The sequence below is a fragment of the Carnimonas bestiolae genome (assembly GCF_051251145.1).
In the GTDB taxonomy this organism is placed as follows: Bacteria; Pseudomonadota; Gammaproteobacteria; order Pseudomonadales; family Halomonadaceae; genus Carnimonas; species Carnimonas bestiolae.
In genome coordinates this window covers 1-19,366 of sequence record NZ_JBPCZK010000012.1, presented here as the reverse complement: position 1 = coordinate 19,366, position 19,366 = coordinate 1, and the positions used below count along the sequence as shown (strand labels likewise).

General features: G+C 57.8%; 18 protein-coding genes. 5 read left to right on the top strand and 13 right to left on the bottom strand.

What is annotated here, in order from left to right; translation table 11 throughout:
• Positions 1–49: 49 nt before the first annotated feature.
• Together R84865_RS12135 and R84865_RS12130 are read right to left on the bottom strand one after the other, a co-directional pair.
• Complete coding sequence (locus R84865_RS12135) at positions 50–1,207, bottom strand: FUSC family protein (RefSeq protein ID WP_435639797.1); 1,158 nt, start codon at positions 1,205–1,207, stop codon at positions 50–52.
• Positions 1,207–2,265 (bottom strand): HlyD family secretion protein, encoded by a 1,059-nt coding sequence (locus R84865_RS12130; protein WP_435633371.1) that lies wholly within the window; start codon positions 2,263–2,265, stop codon positions 1,207–1,209. Before R84865_RS12130 ends, R84865_RS12135 begins: the two co-directional genes overlap by 1 nt.
• A gap of 153 nt (positions 2,266–2,418) precedes the next feature.
• On the opposite strand from R84865_RS12130, the gene R84865_RS12125 reads away from it, so the two are divergent.
• The 3 genes from R84865_RS12125 to eco all read left to right on the top strand — a co-directional run bounded on the left by R84865_RS12125 (position 2,419) and on the right by eco (position 6,114).
• Positions 2,419–3,321, top strand: a complete 903-nt coding sequence (locus tag R84865_RS12125; protein WP_435638067.1) for a LysR substrate-binding domain-containing protein — start codon at positions 2,419–2,421, stop codon at positions 3,319–3,321.
• Between the two features lie 279 nt (positions 3,322–3,600).
• Entirely contained in the window at positions 3,601–5,466 is a 1,866-nt protein-coding gene (locus tag R84865_RS12120; RefSeq protein WP_435639796.1) for a polyurethane esterase, read from the top strand.
• A 180-nt stretch (positions 5,467–5,646) separates the two neighbouring features.
• A complete protein-coding gene (gene eco / locus R84865_RS12115; RefSeq protein ID WP_435639795.1) occupies positions 5,647–6,114 on the top strand; it encodes a serine protease inhibitor ecotin in 468 nt (155 codons plus the stop codon).
• 11 nt (positions 6,115–6,125) lie between these two features.
• Here the strand turns inward: eco and R84865_RS12110 are convergent, their stop codons facing one another.
• The 8 genes from R84865_RS12110 to R84865_RS12075 all read right to left on the bottom strand — a co-directional run bounded on the left by R84865_RS12110 (position 6,126) and on the right by R84865_RS12075 (position 13,904).
• Positions 6,126–6,695, bottom strand: a complete 570-nt coding sequence (locus R84865_RS12110) for a hypothetical protein (RefSeq protein ID WP_435633375.1) — start codon at positions 6,693–6,695, stop codon at positions 6,126–6,128.
• Between the two features lie 41 nt (positions 6,696–6,736).
• A complete protein-coding gene (locus tag R84865_RS12105) occupies positions 6,737–7,687 on the bottom strand; it encodes a hypothetical protein (protein WP_435639794.1) in 951 nt (316 codons plus the stop codon).
• Positions 7,688–7,922: 235 nt separating this feature from the next.
• Positions 7,923–8,558 carry an ATP-binding cassette domain-containing protein gene (locus tag R84865_RS12100; RefSeq protein ID WP_435639793.1) on the bottom strand — a complete coding sequence of 212 codons (636 nt, stop codon included), beginning with the start codon at positions 8,556–8,558 and terminating at the stop codon, positions 7,923–7,925.
• Positions 8,555–9,388: an ATP-binding cassette domain-containing protein gene (locus tag R84865_RS12095; protein WP_435639792.1), complete on the bottom strand. Its 834-nt coding sequence runs from the start codon at positions 9,386–9,388 to the stop codon at positions 8,555–8,557. The genes R84865_RS12100 and R84865_RS12095 overlap by 4 nt, the downstream gene beginning before the upstream one ends.
• Before the next feature lie 11 nt (positions 9,389–9,399).
• Complete coding sequence (locus tag R84865_RS12090; protein WP_435639791.1) at positions 9,400–10,203, bottom strand: ABC transporter permease; 804 nt, start codon at positions 10,201–10,203, stop codon at positions 9,400–9,402.
• 22 nt (positions 10,204–10,225) lie between these two features.
• Positions 10,226–11,230, bottom strand: a complete 1,005-nt coding sequence (locus tag R84865_RS12085) for an ABC transporter permease (RefSeq protein WP_435639790.1) — start codon at positions 11,228–11,230, stop codon at positions 10,226–10,228.
• Positions 11,227–12,849: an ABC transporter substrate-binding protein gene (locus tag R84865_RS12080; protein WP_435639789.1), complete on the bottom strand. Its 1,623-nt coding sequence runs from the start codon at positions 12,847–12,849 to the stop codon at positions 11,227–11,229. The genes R84865_RS12085 and R84865_RS12080 overlap by 4 nt, the downstream gene beginning before the upstream one ends.
• A gap of 161 nt (positions 12,850–13,010) precedes the next feature.
• The gene (locus R84865_RS12075) at positions 13,011–13,904 is read right to left on the bottom strand and encodes a LysR family transcriptional regulator (protein WP_435633380.1); all 894 of its coding nucleotides are present in this window, start codon (positions 13,902–13,904) and stop codon (positions 13,011–13,013) included.
• A 148-nt stretch (positions 13,905–14,052) separates the two neighbouring features.
• Here R84865_RS12075 and R84865_RS12070 point away from each other — a divergent pair, with 148 nt between their 5' ends.
• Positions 14,053–15,126 (top strand): alkene reductase, encoded by a 1,074-nt coding sequence (locus R84865_RS12070; protein WP_435633381.1) that lies wholly within the window; start codon positions 14,053–14,055, stop codon positions 15,124–15,126.
• Between the two features lie 141 nt (positions 15,127–15,267).
• Here R84865_RS12070 and R84865_RS12065 read toward each other — a convergent pair whose 3' ends face one another.
• The 3 genes from R84865_RS12065 to R84865_RS12055 all read right to left on the bottom strand — a co-directional run bounded on the left by R84865_RS12065 (position 15,268) and on the right by R84865_RS12055 (position 17,782).
• The gene (locus tag R84865_RS12065; protein ID WP_435633382.1) at positions 15,268–15,996 is read right to left on the bottom strand and encodes an SDR family oxidoreductase; all 729 of its coding nucleotides are present in this window, start codon (positions 15,994–15,996) and stop codon (positions 15,268–15,270) included.
• 242 nt (positions 15,997–16,238) lie between these two features.
• On the bottom strand, positions 16,239–16,448 hold the full coding sequence (locus R84865_RS12060; protein ID WP_435633383.1) for a DUF4223 family protein: 210 nt from the start codon (positions 16,446–16,448) through the stop codon (positions 16,239–16,241).
• Between the two features lie 293 nt (positions 16,449–16,741).
• A complete protein-coding gene (locus tag R84865_RS12055; protein WP_435639788.1) occupies positions 16,742–17,782 on the bottom strand; it encodes a type II asparaginase in 1,041 nt (346 codons plus the stop codon).
• A gap of 198 nt (positions 17,783–17,980) precedes the next feature.
• On the opposite strand from R84865_RS12055, the gene R84865_RS12050 reads away from it, so the two are divergent.
• Complete coding sequence (locus tag R84865_RS12050) at positions 17,981–18,913, top strand: LysR substrate-binding domain-containing protein (RefSeq protein WP_435639787.1); 933 nt, start codon at positions 17,981–17,983, stop codon at positions 18,911–18,913.
• Positions 18,914–19,366: the final 453 nt, after the last annotated feature.

Below are 19,366 nucleotides of genomic sequence, written 5' to 3'. Positions count from 1 at the left end.
GCGCAATACGCGCCAAGCCCTGCGCCGCTATTGGCGCGTCGCCTCTGTGCTACTCCTGAGAATGGGTACCGTTACGTGAGCGGTACTTGGCCAGCGACCACTCCACCGGCCAGCATGCCAGCACGCAATAAACGCTTACCACACCGAAGATAATCCCCACCAGGCGGTCGAGCCCCAGCGAAACACTGGTGGCCGGTGCACTGAGCTGTATATAGGTGGTCATGAAACCAAGTGCGAACTGGGTTCCCACGTAGTTGATTTTCGCTTCGCCGTGTTCAATTTGAGAGCCAATCAGAATGCCGACCGTCAGCACTATCGGCGTCACTAATGCGTTTTGCTCGAAAAGACTCAGCATCAACATGCCAAAAACGCTGCCCAGCACGCATCCCACCAACCGATGCGCCATGCGCGTATGCACCACCCTATGAGCACTTTTGTACACGTTGTCGGAGGTGGTCATCATTACCACAAAGGTGGTCGTTAATTGCTGGGTCAGGTTGGAGTCGTTATCCAGATTGGCAAAACTGGCAATCAGCGGCTGCAGCGCCACCACAATCGCGACGCGCGTCCCGTAGCCTACTAATACCCAATGCTGTTTTAGCCACGCTTCGTTGAATACCAGCCTCGCCTTGAAGTGGAAGCCGCTAGTGGACTGCCGCTTGATGTTGGCGGGTTGCGCGCCCGCTCGGATCGCGGCAATCAGCAGACACGCGCCGGTGCCAATGACAATTTCGGCCACCCGCGTTTCAGCAAAGTTGATGATATCGTCTGGGTTGGTCAGCCCATACGCCATCACCATGCTGGCCGTTAGAAAGAAGAACAGCCACGCATAGGAATAACGACTGAAGAAGCAGTGCATGAACGACACCCACGCGATCACAAACAGCACTGCCATCATCACGATCGGATAATCGGCTGAGATCAGCGAGGCCAGCAGCCCTACCAAGGCACCCATCACGGTACCCAGAATACGATTGGCGCCGCGCTTGAATGACACGCCGATATCCGAGCGCATCACCATAAAGCCGCTGAAACCGGCCCACACCAAATCGTCTAGCTGGAGGAGTGTCGCCACGCCGATAGCTACCACTACCGATGCACAGCGCCAAAGCGCGAAGCGGAAGCGATCCTCCCTGAAGTTGAGCGATCGCCACTCTTGATGGAGGGCGGCAGGAATACCGTGCAGCACCCTAAGAATGGTTTTCATCAGTAAAACGCCACTACGCGTGCATCGGAGCCCGCAACGGTTTGCGGTGGCAGTTTATCGAAGGTTAAGCGAACCGGAATACGCCGCGACAGCCTGATCCAGTCGACACTGGGATCGACATAAGGCACGAGTTTATCTGGATGGCGCTGGCGTGAAATCGCCTGCGACACGCCTTGAACGCGGGCCTTGTAGAGGTGCCAAGGATCGGCATCTACCCATACCCACACCACCTGACCAGGTGAGAAGTGGCGCACGAAGTATTCCTTGTAGTTCGCCATCACGCGCCAATTGTCCTGCGATACCACCGCCATTACGCCATCATGCGCTTCCGCAGTATCGCCCTCTTCCAGCGTCATGTGGGTAACCACGCCATCCTGCGATGCATACAGCCGTGTACGGCTTAACCGCCACTGGGCTCGCCCCAGGCTTGCCTGCGCTGAGGTGAGCTGCGCCTGATGCAGCTTGAGGGTTCCTTCGGCCTCATGAAGATCGGCCGCACTCGAGGATGCCGCCGCCGCGGCCTGCTGCTGAGCGGCCCGCTGCTGATCGAGCTGCTGCGTGGCAAAGGCCCCGCGCTGCCACAAATCCTGCGCACGCGCCAAATTGTGGTTGGACAGAGTGAGCTCGGCCTGATCACTACGCTGGTGGCTGCGCGCGCTTTCGATTGAGGCCTTGTCGACCTCTACCTGCGCCCGCGCACTTTCCAGCGCACCCTTGGCACTCTCGACCTGCAAGCGGTATTCGTCAGCATCCAGCGTAAATAGCAGATCGCCGCGCTTTACCTGCTGATTATCCTTCACATAGACATGGTCTACCTTACCGGTAACCTCGGGCGCTACCTCAACCACATTGGCATCAACGTAAGCGTCGGAGGTATAGGCGATAAAGTAACTACCCCCCCACAACAGCAGCAAAAACACCACTACGATGGTAATAAAGCGAATGACCTGGAAACGGTAGCTGCGCGCTGTTGCGGCCTGTTGCTGTGCCGCATCGTTGGCATCCTGCTGTTTGCTAGCTGATTGCACGTGCGGGGTTTGTTTGGATTCGGTGCTCACACCACCCACCTTCTTTATTTATCGATTACGCACTTCACGACGTGCGATAGACGTTAGAGGTGCATCAAGGCCGGTTATAATGATTGAGAGCACTGAACAAATAAAATAATATATTCTGCTCTATTAATCATATTTTCTGATTTATCACTAAAAATGCCTTTGGAATCAAGGACACTGCGCTATTTCGTCGTGCTTGCCGAAGAACTTCACTTCGGTCGCGCTGCTGCTCGTCTTAACATAGTGCAACCCGCGCTTTCCGCCCAGATCAAGGCGTTGGAAGTTTCACTAGGCACGGAGCTTTTGCACCGAAGCCGCCGCCACGTTGAATTAACGGCGGCGGGTGAGCGCTTTCTGATTGAGGCGCGCCGTGCGGTGGCACAACTCGATCATGCCGAGGAAGTTGGCAGGCAAGTGGCGCTAGGCAAGGCAGGCGTGCTCAATATCGGCTTTGTTGGCTCCGCGCCCTTCGCTAAACGCCTGCCATGGGTCATCTCGCGCTTTCGACGCGATTGGCCCGATGTTGAGCTATCCCTGCAAGAGCAGAATGCCGACGATCAGATGCAGCATCTGCACGAACGTACCCTTGATGTCGGATTCGTCAGGCTGCCGCTACCGGGCTCACTGGATGGCCTACGCTTGCTCAAACGCGTGCGCGAATCAATTATGGTGGCGGTACCTGCCAGCCATTCGCTGGCGAAGGCGTCACAGCTGACGCCGCGCGATCTGGTCAATGAAACCTTCGTCGCCGCCATGTCTCATGAAAGCGCCGGCTGGGCGGCAACTCTGCGCCAGATCGGCATCGACAGCGGCGGCAACGCGCCCCGCATCATTCAGTCCTCCCCCCACCTCGCCACCGTGGTCAGCCTGGTAAACGCGGGATTAGGCATCGCGCTAGTGCCCGACTCGCTGCATTCGCTCGATTTCGATCAAGTACGTTACATTCCGCTAGCGGGCGACCATCACACTTCCGACGTGGCGGTGCTGATTCGTGACGAGCCAGCCACGCCATTGGTCGCCAATTTTCTTACCGTTCTCGATCAGTTTGACCACCACTAAACGTTCGCCACCCGGCCAAACAGAGCACAAATTAACCCTACTGAACACATTAGGGCTTAATATTGATAATTATTAAACAATTAGCCATTTAGTCGAATTTCGATCAATTCCAGCTTTATTATCGTTGTGTCTGCCTTACTCTAAACGTCAGTGTCAGGCGGGCCAGTGCTCTTCTGACATTCCATTAACTACAAATAATCACCACGTATCTGATGCCCTTGGACAGTAAGTTTGCCACTACTGGCGGACTGACCATTGGACACCCGAGAGGAGAGCGATATGGCCGTTTTCGATATCACTGGTAAAAGCACTGCAGAGTCAGCTCAGTTGGTTGAAGATGCTGCGGCATTATCCCAGTTCAGCTATCACAACTTTAGCCAAGGACTGTGGTCGGGTTACTACGATCATGGGTTCAAGCTGGGCTTACCGGCCACCTTGATTCGAGCGGTAGTCGGCAATTCAGACGCCGAAGGCATTATTCCCTATCTGCCATGGACGCCCAACTCCGAAGCCCAAGCAGAACAGGACCTCAACAATGCGGGCTGGCAGGTGATTACTCCCGAACAATTGGGCTACGAGGGCCGTACCGACAAGCTTGGCACCTATCACGGTGAAAAGTTCGGCTATCTTTCCGCGCAGGCTGATGTGGTAGGCAAATACAACGAAGACGGCCAATTGCAACAGATTGGCGTTGCCTTCCGCGGCACCAGTGGCCCTCGCGAAACTGCCATCATCGATACCGCGCTTGATGTGCTGCACGATCTTGATTTCGCAAGCTTTCTGGCGATTTTGGGGCGTACTAATCAGTGGCAGGATTACTCGGTCTCAGCGTTCGGTGATCTACTGGAAAGCGTCGCTTCCTTCGCTCAAAAAAATGGTCTAGAAGGCGACGATGTACTGATCACAGGGCATAGCCTGGGCGGAGGGGCGGTCAATGGCCTCGCCACCCACCGCGACGATTTCGCGGGCGGTTTTTACAAGGACGCTAACTTCATAGGTTTCGCGTCGCCGGTTGAAAGCGACGGCGTGCTCAACATCGGTTCTGAGAATGATCCGGTATATGGCCTGGATCTCGATCCCAGTAATCTCCTGAGCGGCTTGTTTCCCAACGGACACTTTAGCCATCCGGACACTTTCGAGCATGGCACTTCCGGTTTGGTGCAGTTCAACGACTTCTACGCCGACGGTATTACACCGCAGAGCCTGTTCAATCTGTTTTCCTGGATTTCCCACGATATGCCGGGCTACAGCACAATGATCCCGCGCATCGTGAACTCAGCCTTTTATGAGCAGACCAACCTCGACTCCACCATTGTGGTAAGCAATCTCTCGGACCCCGCACGAGATCGCTACTGGGTAGAAGATCTTAATCAGCGCCATCAGGAGCGTCACGGCTCGAGCTTTATCATCGGTTCAGACAAGGACGATCTGATCCAGGGAGGCTCTGGCAATAATTATCTTGAGGGGCTAGGCGGCAACGACACCTTCCGCATCGGGGATGGTTATAACATCATTGCTGGCGGCGACGGCACTAACGTGCTCGACGTGCAGCGAGGTCTCGATGATCTATCCGTGGCGTATCACGACGGCACGCTGTACACGCAAAACCCCTACGGCGGTATTACCATCGCTCGTGATATCGATACGCTGCGCTCCAACGAACGCAGTTTTCTCTTCCACCGTGATCGCGACTATCAGGTGTCCGAACAGGGCCTTGATGACGGGCACGGCAAGCACGTCGATTACGCGCAGTCGCAATCGGTCAGCGGCGAAGGCGACGACAACCTGCTGTATATCGATAACGGCGACCAGTGGGGCTTCGGTGGCGCTGGCGACGATATTATCTTTGCCAGCGAAAGCGGCGGCACCACCATTATCGGCGGCGAAGGCAATGACACCCTCTACAGCCAGGCGGGCGGCAACACCTTCCTGTTCAGCGAAAACTTCGGGCAGGATACGCTCTACGGCTTTACCGGCGACGACAAACTGGTGTTCCTCAACACCACGGGCTCCAACGATGGCGATCCGCTGTCGCACCTCCAATTCAGTGATGAAGGGCTTGATCTGACCTTTGGAGATAACAGCGTGTCGTTGGTAGGGATTACCGCTGATGACTTCTCACAGGATCAACTGATCACTGCCTAGTCATCTAACTTCCCAAAGCACCCGGCCAGCACCTTTTACGATGCTGGCCGAGTGCTTTTTTAATGCTGATTACATTGCGACAATACGCCGTCGCAATGTAGTCAGCATTGCTTGAATGGGTCGAGGAACTTCATTATGAAACGCTACTTGTTGAGCTTGCCATTAGTGTTGGGAGCAACCATGAGTTACGCCGCTGACACCAGCATGTATCCCGCGCCAGCCAAGGGCGAACATGTGCACGTTATCGAGCTGCCGAAGCAGGCCAACGAAGGTGATATGACGGTGGAAGTAATGCCGGGAAAACAGCTGAAGGTTGACTGCAACCAGCAGATGCTCAGGGGCACCAGCAAGCAGCACGACGTCGAAGGCTGGGGGTATTCATACTACCGCGTATCCGCGATTGAGAGAGGCGCCTCTACCCTGATGGCGTGCCCGGAAGGAGCCACACGGCAACGTTTCGTGGCAGCACACAACGCCAGCTTCAGCGTGGCCTACAACAGCCGCCTACCGGTGGTGGTGTATGCGCCTGCCGATGTCGAAGTGCGTTACCGCGTGTGGAAAGCAGAACCTACTTGGCATAACAGCGTTGGCCACCCCCAGCTTCCGAAGCGCCCTACTAAGCAGCATAGCGACACCCACTCCGACTGATCAGTGCTCGCCTAGCGCGGCTGGGCGACCTGCTGATGGGCGTCCTGTTCGGATTGCGCATCGGCATCGCCGTCGTCCTTGCCTTGTTTTTTCCCGCTACGCCGCTTGGCCTCTTGCAACGCTTCATACTGCTCATCGTTGAGATCAGGACGGGCCGTTTTCCAGTAGGTGTAGGAAGTGAACGGCATGAAGATGATGCTGAGGTAAAGCGGCACCACCAGGCTGGTGTATGTCGACAGGAACCACGCCAGCAGCGAGATGATCGCCCCGCCAATAATGCCGACGGCGATATAGTGGCGCGAGCTGTTCCATCGACAGATAAACATCATGAAGTTAAGCGGCACACAGAGCACTACCAGTGCGATGGCAGTCGCGAACGCGACGAAGCAGCTTAACAACGCCGATGCCAGCACGCCCCACAGCAGTCCCACAATCAAAATGAAGATGCTGTCGGAAGGCTTGTAGATGAAGCCGAGCATCGCCTGCGTGAGCGGGTAGAATTGCGTCACGAAGGTAATGATCAACGAAATATCGATGATCCTCAGCCAAGCATCGAGATAGCCTAACATCACGCGCTTCATGACTTGCCTCCGCTAACGTACAGGGTGTCGCCCCTAATCTGTCAGGTATCTACCTTACCACCTGCGACCACGCGCACGCGCGGCTTCTCGCGCGCAGCAGTAGGCGTAGATGGTCCCTGATCGGCAACAGAATCATTTGGCTTTTCAGCGTGCCGGAGCGCCGAGGCGTCCTGCTCGTCTATCCGCTGTACCCAGTCTTCGTTTTCCTCTTCACGCAGAGCTTCATCAGCGTGCACCTGCGCAGCGGTATGGTGCTGCACATCTGACTCCGCATCCGTGGCGGGCACCGGCTCATCACGCGGTATCGCGCTAATCGATGCCGTTGGCGCTTCGTAACGGGCCGCAGTGTGATCATGATCGAAGGCATCGTCACGGTCGGACGCAGCAGCATCACGCTCAAGCGCAGCACCGTCGCGGTCGAACTCAGCGGCATCTGTGCCCAGCAGCGGCTCGATCGGTGCCGAGTTCGCCGATTGGGCAGCGCGCTGAGCATTGGCGCCCGACGCTGAACCGTTATTTTCACCGGCTGCGCCCGCTAACCCGCCGATAAATGGCTCTTCGCCTTTGGACGTTACGAAGCGCTCGCGCGGCGGTGCCTGCACCTCTGGCTCCTGACGCGCGGCCTTCGCCTGCGCAGGTGAGCGCGGCTCGCGACGGGTCTGCTGCGCCTTCCCTGAACGGGAACGGCGGCGACCTTTGCTGCGGGTGGTCGCACCTGAGCGCTTGGCAGCCGAGAGCCAATGCGATTTGCCAAGCAGCGCCGCCACATCGCGATAGCAGCGGCTAAGCCCCAATGCCGCCAGCACCGCAATAACAAGGCTAAACAGCGCGACCGCATAGCCAGCGCCATTGTGTTCGGTGGATTCGATAATCACGCCAAGCAGCATCAGCAGGGCGAAAATAACCAGCACCGCTACAAAAAACAGCCCCACCGCGGCACGCAAGGTGCTGTAGGAGGGTGCGTTTGAATCGTTGTTGAAAGACTCTTTCACGTACGAACCTGTTGAGTTTCGAAAGTCGATGAGCAGAGTGTACCAGTAGATGGTAGTGAAGGCTTGATCTAGACGCGTTTAGCGCAATCCCGCTACGTTATTCAGACAAAAAAACCCCGGCGTAGAAGCCGGGGTGAACAGGGATTACTGCAAGGGAACTTACCTACTCTGACGGACAGCGCACAGAATAGTTCCACTGCAGCGAAAAGAATTTTTGCGATGATGCTACGACGTACTAAAGCACTACCGTAGACCCCGCCACCGCCGACAACAGCTCTTCGTCGTGGCTGATCATCAGTACCCCGCCCCCGTCGGCGGCAAATTGCCTGATCGCCCCGACAATAATGGCGGTAGTCACCGGGTCGAGCATCGCCGTGGCTTCATCGAGAATCAAATAGCGCGGTGCCGCCGCCAAGGTGCGCGCCAACGCCAAACGCTGCAGCTGACCATCCGACACTTGCGCAGGGAAGCGCTCCAGTAGCTCTGGCGCTAGCGCCACCGATGCCAATAGCCGCTCGAGATCGATATTGCGCTGCGCGGTACCGCACAGCGTATGGCGCAGGGAAAGCAGCGGATTGCACGAGCGCCGCGGCGACTGGAAAACCATGCCGATCTTGCCGCGCACGCGACGCCCTGAGCGACGCCGAACGTTACCAACATTCACGCCATCACAGCGAACCTGGCCGCCTGAGATGGGCACCAGCCCCGCCATGGCTCGAGCCAGTGTGGTCTTGCCGCGCCCAGAAGGCCCCGCCAGCCCGACTATCTGCCCTGCCGCGATGGTGAGGCTGATATCGCTCAGCACGGTTAGCGGCGGACGGCCTTGCTGTCGGTAATCTACGCTCACGCGCTCGGCCTTCAGCGCTTTCATGGTGACACCGCCTGCTCGCTACCTTGCGCCACGCCGGACGCATTCAGCAGTTGGGCATCCATGGAGTGCAGTCCATTGCGTGGCAGCGCCGCTAGCAGCGCACGAGTATAAGGATGCTGCGCATGACCGCCCAGCAGCGCACCCGCAGCGCCGTGCTCAATCCTCGTTCCGGCATGCAATACGCTCACCTCATCAGCCACTCCGGCATCGCTGAGCGCGGCGATATCATGCGTAATCAGCAGCACCGCCGTGCCAGCATCGGCGCATTGACGTAGCAGCTGCAGCAAACCGCGGGTGCGCTCGGGGTCGAGCGAAGCAGTTGGCTCGTCGGCGACTATCACCGCCGGATTGCCGGCCAGCGCGAAGGCAACGGCGGCGCGCTGCGCCATACCGCCTGACAACTGATGCGGATAGCAGCCCAGCACCGAGGGGTCGAGATCAACCCGAGCCATCAGTTCGCAGGCACTAAGATTGCCTTGCAACGCGCGCAGCGTCTCGTCGAGTTGGCAGCCCACCGTTCGCACCGGCGTCAGGTAAGTGGCCGCCGACTGTGCCACCAGCGCAATAGAGCGCCCGGCCAGCTGCTTCTGGCGCCCCGCTATCGACTGTCCGGCATACCGAATGGTGCCCGACATTTTTGCAGCGCGCGGCAGCAGCCCGGTAATGGCGCGCCCGAGGGTAGATTTACCACAGCCTGATTCGCCGATAACGGCATGCATCTGGCCCGCCCCAAGCGTTAACGACACATCGCTTAACGCCTGCACCCAGTTATTCGCTAACACCGGCACCCGCACGCTCAACTTCGCCACCTCCAGCCGCGGAGTCCCCATCGTTATCGCCATCACGCCATCGCTCCGGTAAAGCGCCGCTTCGCCGCTGCTCCCAGCACCGCTACTGCCAAGGTCACCAGAACCAGCAACAGACAGGGAAACACCAGTGTCCACCACTGCCCTAATAGCAAGGCTCCCTGTGCATCGGACATCAGTGTGCCCAGCGAAGCCATATGCGCAGGTAACCCAAGCCCTAAAAATGACAGCGTAGATTCGTGCCAGATGGTGTGCGGCACCAGCAGCGTTACGCCCACTAGCGCCTGCCCCAGCGATGCCGGCACGAAATGATAAACAAGAATATGCATTCGGCTCATTCCCGCCAGCCACGCTGCTTCGACATAGTCAGCATGGCGTAAGCCTATCGTTTGAGCGCGCACCACCCGCGCGATGGAAATCCAGTGCGTTAACACCAGTGAGCAGATAATTGCCAATACCGAGCCACGGAAAAGCGCCACGATCAGCACCCCCACCAGCAAATGCGGCAATGCGCATAGGGTGTCGGCGCAGCGCATCACAATACGGTCCGTCCAGCCTCCCAGCATGCCTGCTGCAATACCGGCAAGCGTCCCGACCACAGCGGAGGACAACGCAGTGACCAGTGCGATCAATAGCGATACCCGCAGCGCTAGTGCCACCCGCACAAACAGATCATGCCCTGCGGCATCGGTACCGAACCACGCCGTCCAGGAAGGCGCCAATCCTCCGCGCGAGAAGTCACTATCGAGCGGGTCACCCGAGGCAAGCCACGGGGCGCATAGCGCATAGGCCGCCATCAGCGCCACCGCTAGCAATGCCAGCCAAGCACCCACACCCATCCCGCCGCTCCCTCGTGTACGGCTAGCCATCTGCATCGACCCTCGGATCCAGCAACACGAAGGCGATATCCGCGAGCAAATTACCCAGCACCACCACCAGCGTAACGATCAGTGTCAATAACGTGAGTAGCGCGAAATCGAGCGACAGCGCGCTCTGTACCAACGCCTGACCAACACCGGGCCAGGCAAATAGTGACTCGACCACCACCGAGCCCGCCACCAGTTCAGGCAGGCGCGCCCCGGATAAGGCGACAAACGGCGGTAGCGCCACCGGCACGATATGGCGCCAAACCTGCGTGCGATAGGGAATACCACGAGCCCTTGCCCCTTGCAGCGCATCAGAGGCCATCGCATCAACCACCGCCTCGCGCATACTGAGCAGCAGCCACGGCAGTTGCGTGACGGCCAGCACCAGAGCCGGCAGCAACAAATGAATGGCCAGCGAGTGCGGTTCGATATCAGCGCCGGGAGCGCTCACTCCGCCGCTCGGCAACCAGTTGAGCCACAACGCGAAAATGGCGACCGCCGCGAGCGCTACCGCAAAGGGAGGGGTTGCCTGCAGCGTGGCGGCAATGGCGCTGATGGTTTTATCGCGCCACCCATAAGGCTTCAGCCCTGCCAGCAGGCCCACCAGCAGCGACACCACCGTGGCCAGTAGCAGGCCTACTGCGCTGAGCAGCATCGTCCACGGCAAGCGCTCGGCAAGCACCGCGGCAACCGGCTGATGATAGTAGCGAGAAGTGCCCAGATCGCCGCGCAGCAGCCCCCATATCCAGGAGCACCACGCTCGAAACCAGCCAACATCCAGCTGCAGGAAAGCGCTTAGCTGCGCACGCTGGGCTTGGCTCAATTCAGCCACGCGCCCGCCCATGTAGGCTTCCAGCGGATCGAAAGGGCTAAGTGCCGCCAGCGCAAACACGGCGAGGGTAGTCAGCAGTAACAGCGGCAGCGCAAACAGCAGACGTCGGCACACTAGCCGCACAATATCGGCACGACGGCGCTGCCAGCTCAGCATCAAGGCATTCACTTGTCGCGGGTCCAATCCTCAATGGCATACCAGGGCCCGAAGTTAACACCGTGCGTATGCGGTTCGAGCAGCGCGTCATCGTGACGGTAGCCTTGGTTGCGCTTCACGTAGACGTGATTGATATAGGCGAGTTGCAGCATCGCGGGCTTGGCGTGGTAGGCCTTCTGCACCTGACGGTAAAGCGCAGCGCGTTTGGCGGCGCTGGGCTCCGCGCGGGCCTGATCCAGCAGCTTATCAATCGAGGGATTGCGATAGTCCGAACCGTTATCCCAGATAGCACCGGTGCTGCTGTTGGCATATTTGGAATGCAGAATGTGATAAATCTGACCGTCAACGGAGTACGGAATGCCCCCACCGCCCAGCATGATCGGCGTAGTCCGATAATCCTCAGCATTGATCGAGCCTGAGTCGCGAGCTTCAGGTATGACTTCTATACCCACCTTCTTCAGCGCGCTGGCGGTAGCAAGCGTAAGATCACGGCGCGCACGATCACGATTGGGGAAGTAGATCACCTTGAAAGAGGCACGCTGGCCGTCGCGCACCCGAATCCCATCCTGGCCCACTTTCCAACCCGCTTTATCGAGAATCTGGCGCGCTCGCTCCAGATCGAAAGCAAACTCCTCAGCAGGGTCGTACGCGTTGCCATAGAAGCCTGCCAAGAAGGTCGAGTTGGCAACGCCATTGCCTTTTAGTACGTCCTTCACCATGCCTTTACGATCAACCGCATAGTTCACCGCCAATCGCACTGCGTCGTCGCCGGCCACAGGATGCGCCGCCGGCAGCGTAATCCCGCGCCAGTCAGCGGACTTCACCGATAACACTTCGTACTCGGGCGCTTTAAAGGTGGCCGCTAACTCGCCGGCCAGCAGCGTGCCATCGCCTTCCCCCGCCCTTATTTGCTGAGCGCGAGCGTTGTCGTCGGCGGTGTAGCGCACCACAATACGGCGCACCGCAGGCGCAGCCCCCCAATAGTCGTCACGCGCTTCGAAAATCGCCTGATCGGGGCGCAGCGACGTTAATGCGTAGGGGCCAGTACCGATCGGATGATGATTAAGCGATGCCTGTTCGGCGCGTCCAAGATGAGCAAAATCAAAGGCCGATGCCGGTGCGATCACGTTAATCAGCCGGCGATCGAAGTCGGCCATCGGCTCTTTCAGATGAAACACCACATTGGCGCCGTCGGCGGTCACCTTTTCGAGGTTGTCCCACGCGGCTATTTCTGACGATGCCGAACGCGGGTCCAGCAGCGCTCGGTACGTTGCCACGACATCCGCCGCACCAAAGGATGCTCCATTGGAGAAGGTCACACCGCTGCGCAGCGGTACCCGCCATACGGTATTGCGCTTGCTCGCCACCGCTGGGCCAGATGCCAGGACCGGCACCAGCTTGGGCTGGGTGGTAAAGACCCCGGTTTCAACGCGATAAAGCCCTTGATAAATATGCGAATCACCGTTGCGCCCATGGCCCAGAATGGGGTTGTAGCGTCCCAACGTATCGCCATCAATGATGACCACGGTATCGGCGGCAGAAGCTGCTACCGAGGCGGCAGCGGAAAACAGCGTCAGCATTACAACGGCAAGGGTAGAAAGCAGGCGCACAAGCGCAGTGGACAGCGGCATGGAAGCTCCCTTCGAGAGGTCGAAAGGAATTGTTATATTATTTCAAAATAACGCTGTACAGAAACCGTGCGGGGAATTAAGTTAAATTACAGGAAGCAAAAAGATAGCCGCTAGTTCGCTCATTAAAAGCCCACGAAGAAAGAAGTTAGCAGACGATCGAACTATCCCTCCAGCGGATTGAGATGATCGACCAAAAACTGGATAAACGCTGAAACACGCCGAGAAGGCTGCCGCCCACCCGGATGCACCGCATACAGATTGGTATCCTCATGGGAAAACTCATCCAGCGCCGTTTCCAAACGCCGGTTAGCCAGTTCTTCCCTGATATCGATGCTGGAAAGCAGCACCACTCCCGCACCCGCCATGGCCCAGGTTTCCAGCGCGCTGCCGTCGTTGACCGAGCGGTCCCCCGAGACACGCACCGTCGTATCGCGCCCCTCTATTCTGAAGCGCCAGTGACTCATGGGTGATCCGGGGCGGGCCAGCACGATGCAGTTGTAATTGACCAATTCGCGCGGATGCGCTGGTTTGCCGTGACGTTGCCAAAACGCCGGCGATGCACACACACAGCGCTTGCCCGGCATCAATAGCCGTGCCGTCAGCGCGGAATCCTGCAGCGGCCCCATACGCAGTGCCACATCCTGCCGCTCGGCCACCAGATCCACATTCGAGTCGCTCAACTGCAGCGCTACCCGCACACCGGGGTGCTCTCTCATAAACAGATCAATCAGCGGCGTTAGCCGTGTGCGGCCAAAATCATTGGTCGCCGTCACGCGCAGCTCGCCCTGTATCCTGCCCTTGTCGGAAACACCGTCCAGCACATCGGTCACATCGGTCAGAATGCGTCGGCATTCGGCCAGAAACAGCTCGCCTTCCTGAGTGAACGACAGCCTGCGCGTAGTACGCATGATCAGCGTGGCACCCACGCGCGCTTCCAGTGTTTTAAGCGCCTGGGTCACCGTGGCAGGCGAGATGGCGTTAGCCCGCGCCACTGCCGACAAACTGCCGCGCTCAGCGATCTCGACATACAGTCTGAGCAGATTCAGCTGATCCATTATTTATCACGTATAAAAAGTGGTTTTATATTTTAGGTGATTATTCAGTCATAAAAGAGTGCTAGAGTCGAATACATTCACTGAGAAGCGGCACGAAACGCTCTACCGCTTCAGCTTTAACACGACTCACTCAAGGCAGGAGACTGACATGACAGACCTGTTCGACCCTATCGACATCGGCCCCATTCATGCAGCCAATCGCATCGTCATGGCGCCGCTCACCCGTGCACGCGCCACTCGTGACCATGTGCCCACTCCCATCATGGTGGAGTACTACAAGCAGCGTGCCGATGCAGGGCTGATTATCTCGGAAGCGACCGGTATTTCGCGTGAAGGTCTCGGCTGGCCATGGGCACCAGGTATCTGGAGCGATGAGCAGGTGGAGGCGTGGAAGCCAATTACCCAGGCAGTCCACGATGCGGGCGGCAAAATCGTTTGCCAGCTGTGGCACATGGGCCGTCAGGTACACTCCAGCGTAAGCGGCCAGCAGCCCGTCGCGCCCTCCGCTATTGCCGCACCGGGCCAGATTCATATCTATGAAGGCAAGGCCGATCACGAAGTGCCGCGCGAGCTGGAAGTAGCGGAAATTCCACGCCTGCTCGACGACTACGAAAATGCTGCCCGCAACGCGCTGAAGGCTGGCTTCGACGGCGTGCAGATTCACGCTGCCAACGGCTACCTGCTGGATGAATTCCTTAAGGACAGCACCAACAAGCGTACCGATGAGTACGGCGGCTCAGCGGAAAACCGTATTCGTCTACTGCGCGAAGTTACCGAGCGGGTTATCTCGGCGGTCGGCAAAGAGCGCACCGGCGTGCGCCTGACACCCACTGGTGACACGGTTGGCTGCGTCGATAGCGATCCTGAAGCCGTGTTTATTCCTGCAGTGAAGGCGCTTCAGGAACTGGATATTGCCTTCCTCGAAATGCGCGAACCCGGCCCCGAAGGCACCTTCGGCAAAACCGATCAGCCCAAACTGTCGCCCAAGATTCGTCAGGTGTTCCACAAACCGCTGGGGCTCAATCAGGACTATACCCTCGAAGAAGCACAGCGGGCCGTACAGAACGGCGAAGCTGATTTCATCGCCTTTGGCCGTCGCTTCATCTCGAACCCTGATCTGGTGACTCGCTTCAAGGAAGGGCTACCGCTCGCCGACGACAATATCAAGACCTGGTATAGCCAAACCGAAGAAGGCTATATCGACTATCCAACAGCGCACTAAGTGCCTGGGTGGCGTTGATAGCAGCGCCACCCTCAGCGCCTAAGCGCTGGGTGTCACTCCAACGAAACGGCTGAACCCATGGTGGTGGGTTCAGCCGTTTTTCGTGAGCTGAATGTCATTTCGTAACGCGCGTGATGCTGCCTAGAAGCGTTCGGTCTTGGCAGGAATAATCACCAAATCCCGAATCATGACGTGACGCGGACGGCTCAGCATAAACAAAATCGATTCGCTGACATCAGTGGGATCGAGCGCACCCGACTGCCGAATCGCTTCCAGCCGCGATTTCTCCCAGCCTTCCAACAGCGGCGTTTCTACCGGCCCCGGCAAGATCGCACCGATGCGAATATCAAGCTTCGCGACCTGTCGCCGAGTGGTATGGGCGAACCCCTGCACCGCGTACTTCGAGGCCGCGTAAATGGGCGCCTCGGCAATGTTTTCGATTCCCGCAATCGAGCTGGTCAAAATAACGTCACCATAGCCCTGCGTACGCATTACCTTGAGCGCGGCCTGTACCGTTTTAAAGGTGCCATTGACGTTGATATTAAGCACCTCGTCCCAGCGCTCAGGATCGTTATCGATCACTTCACCATCGACATAGGCACCTGCGTTGGCAATCAGAATATCGAGCGCACCGTGCTCGGCAACCACGGCATCGATGGCCTGCCCAATATCGTGATGATCCGCGAAGTCCACCGCCCGCTTGAACGCGCGCTCGCCCAGCTTATCTACCGCCGCGTCCAGCCGCGATGAAGGTCGCCCCAACACCACGACCGTTGCGCCCTGCTCCAGCAACTGACGCGCCGTTTCGAATCCAATACCACTGGTAGCGCCGGTAATGGCGACTGTTTTCCCGCTAAAAACTGCTGACATATGAAGACTCCTTGCGCGTGACGTATTGCCATTAAGCTTAGGCACCACGCGCAGAGCCGTCTAATAGCGTGGGTTAACCGGGAGGGCGAGGCCAAAGCGTAGCAGCGAAAACCGAGGCATTGGTTGGGCGTTGCGAGGGCCGCACAATCATCAGCGAGCGGAACACTGATTAACCGAATCTGGGAACATCGAGGCAGGCAGATCGAACCGCCCCGCTGCATCAGCGGGGCTATCCGTGAGGACTAGGGGCGCACCTTACTGAACGCTGGGTGATGCGCAGAGCTATGCTGCACAGGCCCGCATTGGTTCATCCAGCGCGACACCGACAGCGCGGGTACAAACACATACTGATATGTGCAGCCCGGCTGCGACGCTTTCACTGAACCGGTGCATCCCGACAGCGAGAACGCCATCGCCACTAGCGCGCAGGCGCTCAAAATACCTTTCTTCATTACCTTTCCTTGGCTTACTACAGGTCGCGCTATCCTAAGCGCGGTCATTACGATCGCCACACCAGGCAGCGCAACATGACACGCTGATATCGCGCCTGGGAACGAGATGCGTCATCCGCCTTCTACCACGTGGCGAACGCGCCTTAGGCTATCTGACATCAGCGCGGCGCACCATTGGTCGATGGTCCCAATGGCAACGTAGCGTTATAAGGAGGCCAGAAACCTGCGCATGGCGCCATCGCGGCCAGCTTCGCGGCAGCCAACAGCCTGCCGCAGCACATTTCAGGCAGGTATCAATACTGGTGGAAGTATTTTTGGATCGTGTCAGGACGATGCGTTTTCGTCAGCGCAAGCGCCAGCAGGATGCGCGCCTTGTCAGGGCTGAGGGAATCAGCTGCCAAACCGGGCAGGCTATCGCTCATCGTTACTATGCCGCTGCCGGTGCGTGAGCTTCTTACGACGATAATTCCCGCTTTTTCAGCCTTTCTCATGGCTGCTTCAATACGCGTTGACGCAGAGCCATTGCCGGTGCCCACGTAGATAATGCCCTGCGCATGGTGCTCAATCGCCGCATCGAACATATAAGCAGGGTCATCCTGATACCCTTGGATGATTACCACCTGAGGCAGCACCTTGAGATTGCGGTCGTCGAACACCGAATTCTTGGTGTGCTTCTTCTCAATGCGATTTTCCCAATAAATACGGCCCCCCGCTATTTGCCCCAAATAGCCCTGTTCAGGGGCCTTGAAAGTATCTAGTGCGGTAGTGTTGGTTTTTCTCGTGAAGCGCGCGGAGCCAATGCGGTCATTCATGACCATCAGCACACCGCGGTCGCGCGAAGAAGGCGAAGCCGCTATCTGCACTGCTTCCAACAGGTTCATGGGGCCGTCAGCACTGATGGCGGTGGAAGGACGCATGGCCGCTGTAAACACCACCGGTTTGTCACTTTTGACGGTAAGATTCAGAAGATAGGGTGTTTCGTCCAGCGTATCGGTGCCGTGGGTAATCACCACCCCATTCACATCGTCACGCGCCAGCAGCTGATTAACGCGTCTCGACAGGCGCAGCGTCACATCGCTGGTCATATTCTCACTGCCGATATTAGCCACTTGTTCGCCGCTGATATCCGCATACTTCTTGGCTTCAGGCACCGCATTAATCAACGCTTCAACCCCCAGCGCGCCAGCCTTGTAGCCGGTCGTCTGGGTGTTATCCGGCGCTTCACCGGCAATGGTGCCACCGGTAGCCAAAATAACGACGTGGGGTTTCGAACCCGCCATGGCTGACACGCTGAACAGCATCAGCAGTAAGGCGGCAAAAATACGCAAGAGCATGAGTTACATCCTTTCATTCGTTGTAGTTGTTAAAGGGAGCAGTTTCCCAGAAGCAATGAGGTAGAACAATAGACGACAATCTCACGCTGCCCTATTGCGCACTAGATGCTGAAGCATCACCACCGCTCATTCTTTTTCCACGCTGCAAGCGGCGGTACTCCCCGTTAGAATGAAGGCTTCTGAACAACGAGTCTGGTCATGAAGATTGCCCCACGTCAGCTCAGCATTTTTGTTGCCATTGCCAGCGAAGGTGGAATCACCGCGGCGGCGGAGCGCTTACATCTGACTACGCCTGCGGTCAGTATGGCGCTGTCGGAGCTCGAGCGGCAGTTGGGGCATGCGCTGTTCGACCGCTATAAGAACCGCCTTTATATCAATGATTTTGGCCGTCGCTTACTGCCGATGGCGGACGAGTTGCTGGCGCGTCATCATGAAATCGAAGGATTATTTACCAGCGAGGGCGATAGCCTGCGCGGTGAGCTGCGAATTGGCGCTAGCCACACCATTGGTAATCAGTTGCTGCCGTGGATGCTGCGAGATTTCCGTCGAGCGACAGGGCATAACGAGCAGAGCGTGTTATTAGCCAACAGCCGCGATGTGTGCGAGGCGCTGAAACGCTTTGAGCTGGATATTGGCCTGATCGAAAGCGAGGCGGAATCGACGGAATTGGAAAGTGTCGATTGGTGCAGTGATCGCTTAATCGTAGTAGCCGGGCTCGATCATCCATTGGCAGCATTGCTGGCGGTCACGAATAAACAGCGAGCATTGCCGCTGGCCGCGCTGGAGGACCAGCAGTGGGTACTGCGCGAGGAGGGGTCGGGTACGCGCGAGCAGTTTATTCGAGCGCTGGCACCGCACTTGCGTCATTGGTCGGCAGCGCTGGAGCTAAACTCTGCGGAGGCGATCATTAACGCTACGGCGGCAGGGCTGGGGCTAACCTGCGTTTCGGAGCGAGAAGCTCGCCACGCATTGGCCGATGGTCGGGTGGTAGCACTGCCTATCATGCAGGAAGATGGAAATCCGTTAGTCATCGAACGTAATTTCCGTATCGTGGTGCACAAGGCGAAATACCGAAGTACCTTGATCGAGCGTTTTATCGACTTTTGCCGATCGCACAACGAGTCGCAGTAGCGTTATCCATGGCTGCCAGTTCGGACCTCCACTACCGCGGAAACCAGACCACCGCCGAGCGACGGCAGCAGCACCAGCAATACACAGTGCAGTGGCCAGTGCAGCATACTGGCGCGATTAACGCACAGCGATACGAAGCTAAACGACGTTATTGATAAAACGATCACGGTGACGATTGGCAAGAAAGCACGACGCAGCCCGTGCGGCCAATCAGCGAAATGAAACATGACGCACACCACTCCAGCAAAGGGTGGAAACAGATGCCCAAGCAGCACCGCCTTAGCCAATATCTAGGTAATGAGAATTATTGTCAATAAAGCCACGCTTACATGACCTGATTCAGCAGGCGGCAGGCGGCAGGCGGCAGGCGGCAGGCGGCAGGCGGCAGGCGGCAGGCGGCAGGCGGCAGGCGGCAGGCGGCAGGCGGCAGGCGGCAGGCGGCAGGCGGCAGGC

Bases quoted from the DNA above. Each gene is read 5' to 3' on its own strand.
- R84865_RS12135 (WP_435639797.1), bottom strand. From the start codon at position 1,207: ATGAAAACCATTCTTAGGGTGCTGCACGGTATTCCTGCCGCCCTCCAT.
- R84865_RS12125 (WP_435638067.1), top strand. From the start codon at position 2,419: ATGCCTTTGGAATCAAGGACACTGCGCTATTTCGTCGTGCTTGCCGAA.
- R84865_RS12120 (WP_435639796.1), top strand. From the start codon at position 3,601: ATGGCCGTTTTCGATATCACTGGTAAAAGCACTGCAGAGTCAGCTCAG.
- eco (WP_435639795.1), top strand. From the start codon at position 5,647: ATGAGTTACGCCGCTGACACCAGCATGTATCCCGCGCCAGCCAAGGGC.
- R84865_RS12110 (WP_435633375.1), bottom strand. From the start codon at position 6,695: ATGAAGCGCGTGATGTTAGGCTATCTCGATGCTTGGCTGAGGATCATC.
- R84865_RS12100 (WP_435639793.1), bottom strand. From the start codon at position 8,558: ATGAAAGCGCTGAAGGCCGAGCGCGTGAGCGTAGATTACCGACAGCAA.
- R84865_RS12095 (WP_435639792.1), bottom strand. From the start codon at position 9,388: ATGGGGACTCCGCGGCTGGAGGTGGCGAAGTTGAGCGTGCGGGTGCCG.
- R84865_RS12090 (WP_435639791.1), bottom strand. From the start codon at position 10,203: ATGGGTGTGGGTGCTTGGCTGGCATTGCTAGCGGTGGCGCTGATGGCG.
- R84865_RS12080 (WP_435639789.1), bottom strand. From the start codon at position 12,849: ATGCCGCTGTCCACTGCGCTTGTGCGCCTGCTTTCTACCCTTGCCGTT.
- R84865_RS12075 (WP_435633380.1), bottom strand. From the start codon at position 13,904: ATGGATCAGCTGAATCTGCTCAGACTGTATGTCGAGATCGCTGAGCGC.
- R84865_RS12070 (WP_435633381.1), top strand. From the start codon at position 14,053: ATGACAGACCTGTTCGACCCTATCGACATCGGCCCCATTCATGCAGCC.
- R84865_RS12065 (WP_435633382.1), bottom strand. From the start codon at position 15,996: ATGTCAGCAGTTTTTAGCGGGAAAACAGTCGCCATTACCGGCGCTACC.
- R84865_RS12060 (WP_435633383.1), bottom strand. From the start codon at position 16,448: ATGAAGAAAGGTATTTTGAGCGCCTGCGCGCTAGTGGCGATGGCGTTC.
- R84865_RS12055 (WP_435639788.1), bottom strand. From the start codon at position 17,782: ATGCTCTTGCGTATTTTTGCCGCCTTACTGCTGATGCTGTTCAGCGTG.
- R84865_RS12050 (WP_435639787.1), top strand. From the start codon at position 17,981: ATGAAGATTGCCCCACGTCAGCTCAGCATTTTTGTTGCCATTGCCAGC.